This is a genomic window from Wolbachia endosymbiont of Pentidionis agamae (genome assembly GCF_036711655.1).
Taxonomy (GTDB): domain Bacteria; phylum Pseudomonadota; class Alphaproteobacteria; order Rickettsiales; family Anaplasmataceae; genus JAZHPY01.
The window spans coordinates 1-4,325 of record NZ_JAZHPY010000087.1; the positions used below are offsets into that span (position 1 = coordinate 1).

General features: G+C 33.3%; 4 protein-coding genes and 1 pseudogene. All 5 read right to left on the reverse strand.

Going from position 1 to position 4,325, the window contains the following annotated elements:
- Positions 1-637: 637 nt before the first annotated feature.
- Positions 638-955, reverse strand: coding sequence for a magnesium chelatase subunit ChlI family protein (locus V6U76_RS04655; protein WP_333023940.1), 318 nt, complete (start codon positions 953-955; stop codon positions 638-640).
- Positions 956-1,114 carry an ATP-binding protein gene (locus tag V6U76_RS04660; protein ID WP_333023935.1) on the reverse strand — a complete coding sequence of 53 codons (159 nt, stop codon included), beginning with the start codon at positions 1,112-1,114 and terminating at the stop codon, positions 956-958.
- Positions 1,115-1,133: 19 nt separating this feature from the next.
- Positions 1,134-2,762: a recombinase family protein gene (locus V6U76_RS04665; protein ID WP_333023936.1), complete on the reverse strand. Its 1,629-nt coding sequence runs from the start codon at positions 2,760-2,762 to the stop codon at positions 1,134-1,136.
- Entirely contained in the window at positions 2,677-2,985 is a 309-nt protein-coding gene (locus V6U76_RS04670) for a hypothetical protein (RefSeq protein ID WP_333023938.1), read from the reverse strand. Before V6U76_RS04670 ends, V6U76_RS04665 begins: the two co-directional genes overlap by 86 nt.
- A gap of 270 nt (positions 2,986-3,255) precedes the next feature.
- A pseudogene (locus V6U76_RS04675) lies at positions 3,256-4,325 on the reverse strand (phage tail protein); the annotation flags it as partial.

Consider the following 4,325-nt stretch of genomic DNA (forward strand, 5'->3'; position numbering starts at 1 on the left):
ATATCCAGATTGTAAATTCCAGCTTGAACCTCAAATCAAAACTTCGGTATTTATCTGCTATAACCTTTTTAATAAGCCAATTACATTTTCTACTACTCTCTGACTAGCAAGTTCTTTTTTCCTTTTTTTCTTTAGTCCTTTTTCTATGCGGCTTTCATGAATTTTTTGCAAACCTCTATATCTGCCAAAACCTTTGAAATATGAATTTTTGACTCTTTGAAAACATGCCGTTTACCGTTCGAAAAAGTCATAAAAACTGCTCTGTTTTTCTACGATTATTTGTATGCTATGCTTTTTTCCTGAAAAAATCTTCTCTGTTTGGGTCTTTCCATAGGAATCTCTGTTGCATCACATTCTATGTAAGAGCTCTTTTCGCTCTGACAACACAAAATCCGTATTCTATCAATTGAATGTTACGATAGCAGGCACTTTCGCTCACTCCTTAGCTTTGCGCAATATGAAAATATGTCCGATATTCAAGTAAATATTCTAATGCCATGCCTATCTTCTATACAAAACTTGCTTTTCACGCACACTCTTTGTTTTGTTTCGTCTAGCTTCTTCATTCAAAATTTCTACCATCTTGATTAAAAATCACTCCTGTTGAAAGTTTCCTTAGAGAAGCCAGTAATGAAATTTAAATGGAGTTGATTCTATAGCTTAGCGCCTCAGCAATGTGAATTTTTTCCACGTTCTTGCTCTGCATAAGATCTGCAATAGTTCTTGCAACCCTCAATATACGCGAATAACCTCTGTTCGAAATATAATTTTTTTTGAATACATATTCTAAGAATTGCACACTCTCTTTATTTGGTGAAGCAAATTCACTAAGCGTTGCTCCACACATATCTGCGTTAACGCCAATATTTAGGTCACTATAGCGTTCAGTTTGAATTTTCCTCGCTGCTACAACCCTCTTTCTTATAGTGTCTTTATTTTCTTCTTTGAAGGATATTTAAGATGAAAAGATGTTGATATTTGGCATTTCAACGCATATATCTATTCTGTCAAGCAATGGTCCTGATATCTTATTCTTATAATTCGTACCACATTGAGGAGCCCTGCTACATGATCTACTTAGATCACCAAGATATCCACACCTACAAGGATTCATTGCAGCTATAAGTTGAAAATTAGCGGGGTAAGTGATATGTACTACTGTTACAATATTGCAAAATTCTATTATGCCTATTTTGATCAGAATTAGTAAGTTCTTTTATGCAGAAAATTATATATAGGTTATCATGATTGATTTCAATTTTCTTAACTAACATCCTAATAATGTTCTGCTTAGTTTTATAATCTATTTTATTAAGTTTTGATTCAGTGAAAGAAAGGTTTTGTAAAACATTTGTGATAATGCTCAATTCATGATGTATTTTTTTTTGATCAAGCATTTTTTCTTTTTGTTCTTCAATTTCTTTCAAATGCTGTCTCATTGCTTTCACTCTCGGTTCAAATTCTTCCTGAGTTATGTACTCCTGGGCATAGCTATCAATAAGCTTTGAAATACTTCGCTTGATTTTATTTTCCTTCTTTTCAAGTGTTTGACATAGTAAGGAATCTTTATCACCCAAAAGTCTGTGCTGATATTCATTTGCAACCCTATCTGGTTCTTTTAGTAAATTCTCTACCTCTTTCCATACAGCTTTATCCAACACATCTGTACGAATTGCCTTATTATAGCAGATTCTATTACCATGAAACCTACTTATATCTGTACCAGAGCAACGATAGTAAGAATATTGTCCGTTTTTTCCACTTGGCCCAAGCGAACCGAAATAAGTATATTGACAACGCTGGCACACCACTAAACCCTGTAGCAAATATGTTTTGTAGCTTTTTTGTTGTGCTCTTACCCTTTGTTTATTCTCTGCTAATTGCTCTTGAACTGTATTGAACAGATCTTCACTAATTACACTTGGTACTGGAATATAAATCCAATTTTCTTCATTATTGGGACAAACAGAACTATTTTTTTTGGGTTTCCTACGTGTAAACACTGTTGATAACTTTGGACATATTTTCGTTTTACAATAAGCTGCTAGTCCAGTATAAGCAGGGTTTTTCAATATTTTACGAACTGTACTTGGCCACCAATAGTCTTTTCCTGTTTGTGTTGTTATAGATATTTCATTAAGTCGTTGCACAACTTCTCTGATAGTTACTCTTCCCTCTCCAATCCAAGAGAACATTTTTTTTACTGCTTCTGCCTCTTCCTGATTAATTTCGAACCTAGCGTGCCCTTCACCCATATGTTTTTCTATGTAGCGATAACCATAAGGTGCTCTACTCATTACATTTACACTGCCAGCTTTGGCTGCATGAATTTTTCCTCGACGATTTCGTTCTATAATCTTTGTACGTTCATACTCTGATATTATCCCTTGCACTTGAACTAGCAGTGTGTTTTCTGGGGTATCATCAGTCTGATTATTACTTAGAAATATTACCTTTACTCCTGCTTTCTTAAATTCCTCCAATAAGATCATCTGATATGCAGATTTTCGTGACAACCGATCTGGTGAGTGGATATATATTTTATCAATTTTACCTTCTGCTACTTTATCACGTAATCTTTCTAAACCTTCGCGTTCTAAAATTGATCCGCTAATACCATTATCGATAAACCTATACTCATCTAACAACTCATGTTTATCACTACTAATGCGACGCTCAAGTTCTGTAATCTGACTCTCTATTGTATTCTCCTGTGCTTGTTTCTCTGATGATACTCTTGCATAAAAACTCACATTTATCATTTTTTTCCACCTCCATTTCACTACTTGTTTTTACTAAATATCTTAGTAATTGTTCATAAGCATTAGCTAAATACTTATCTGATAATCTATTAGGCTCATAAAGACGATGAATAGTTAGCTCTCTTTTTCTCATTGTTTTTCCTGTAATTGTTTTTGTAATTAGGAGTACTCCATATTTCCATAACCAGCTACTCCTGTAAAAAGGCGCAACTGTATCCAACACAACTTCCTAAAATTTCAGAATTTTTCGTTTTATATTCTGTAAGTAGTCTGCCACACACTAAACCAGCTTACTGAAATTTCGATCTGTAAATCTTTATGTTTATTTTTCCTTTAAACTTTTTTATCAAACTTTTTCTACTATAAAAATACTCTCTTCAACAGCAGTTTTTTTTCTTTTATTGACTGCTGTTACTTAATTATGCTCCATCTATGAGAGTAAAGTGAAGTCTTTTTTCAATCAGAGATTGTATCTTCTTATGTGATATTATAATTAATATCTTAAAATAATTGGCCGTACATCATTCCAAAATCTGTTTAAATGTTTATGTTCGTGCCAAGTAAGCATGCCAGGATAAAATACAAAAATATGATTTTCTAATTCATGAATCGAATCATCTTGTTTTGAATCTGAGTTATTTTTGCAATCCACATGATATTCTGTTAAATTAAATTCTACAACTTTTGGATCAGTAAAGTTCTTTGCTTTATATTGATAGATGGCACTAAATCTTTCTAAAATTGGCTTGTATTTAAAATTCCAAGTTTGTTAAGAGAGCTTATCATTTCCGAGCAAAAATTTATCTCCTATTTCCTCATCATAGCAAACAGGAAAGCAAGCATTTATATCCCCTAAATTCCAGCTATCGGACAATACAACCTGTGCTTTAGCAAACTTAATTGCTGGCAATACACTTTGTGGTTCAGGATAAAGTGCATAAAAATTATATAGTTCATGTCCTCGTTCATAAACACTACTATAATTAAGTTTATGAGGCTCCGTTTCTCCTAGTATTGCAACATCCAGCCTATATAAATCATTACTGAAAACTTGCTCATAATGATCACGTAAACAATTCTCTATAACTTTGACAAATGGACTGCCGGATCTAAAGTAATTAACTCTACCAAACGATAGTACTGGCCCATCATCTGTAATTTTCACGCCAGAGTAATCAGATAATAAACTGCCAAAAAAACTCTCATTCAGTATGAACCTTTGCACGTTATAGTGGTCGTTAAAAATCCTCATTAAACGAGATCTTACAGGCAGTGAAAGCTTTGCAAGTGCTACAACCTTATCAACAAAGAAATCATTCGGTACATCCTTTATCCCTACTTGCAGTTCAAAAAAATGTTTGCCAGGCGGCTCTTCAATAATTGTAATATCGTCTATATTTACCCATTTCAGAGCTGTTTTTAATGATGCAGGTGTTCCTCTTAATCTTTGAAACCTTATTCCTTTTTTGACTGCTTTCTTTTTGTTTTTTACCAATATTTCTTCTAATCCATACTCTTCAATCAGCCACGGTAGTATTTTAAAACTAAACTTAAATCCTCTTA

Excerpts from the sequence above, each read along its gene's own strand:
- V6U76_RS04665 (WP_333023936.1), bottom strand. The coding sequence starts at position 2,762 with ATGATAAATGTGAGTTTTTATGCAAGAGTATCATCAGAGAAACAAGCA.
- V6U76_RS04660 (WP_333023935.1), bottom strand. The coding sequence starts at position 1,114 with ATGAATCCTTGTAGGTGTGGATATCTTGGTGATCTAAGTAGATCATGT.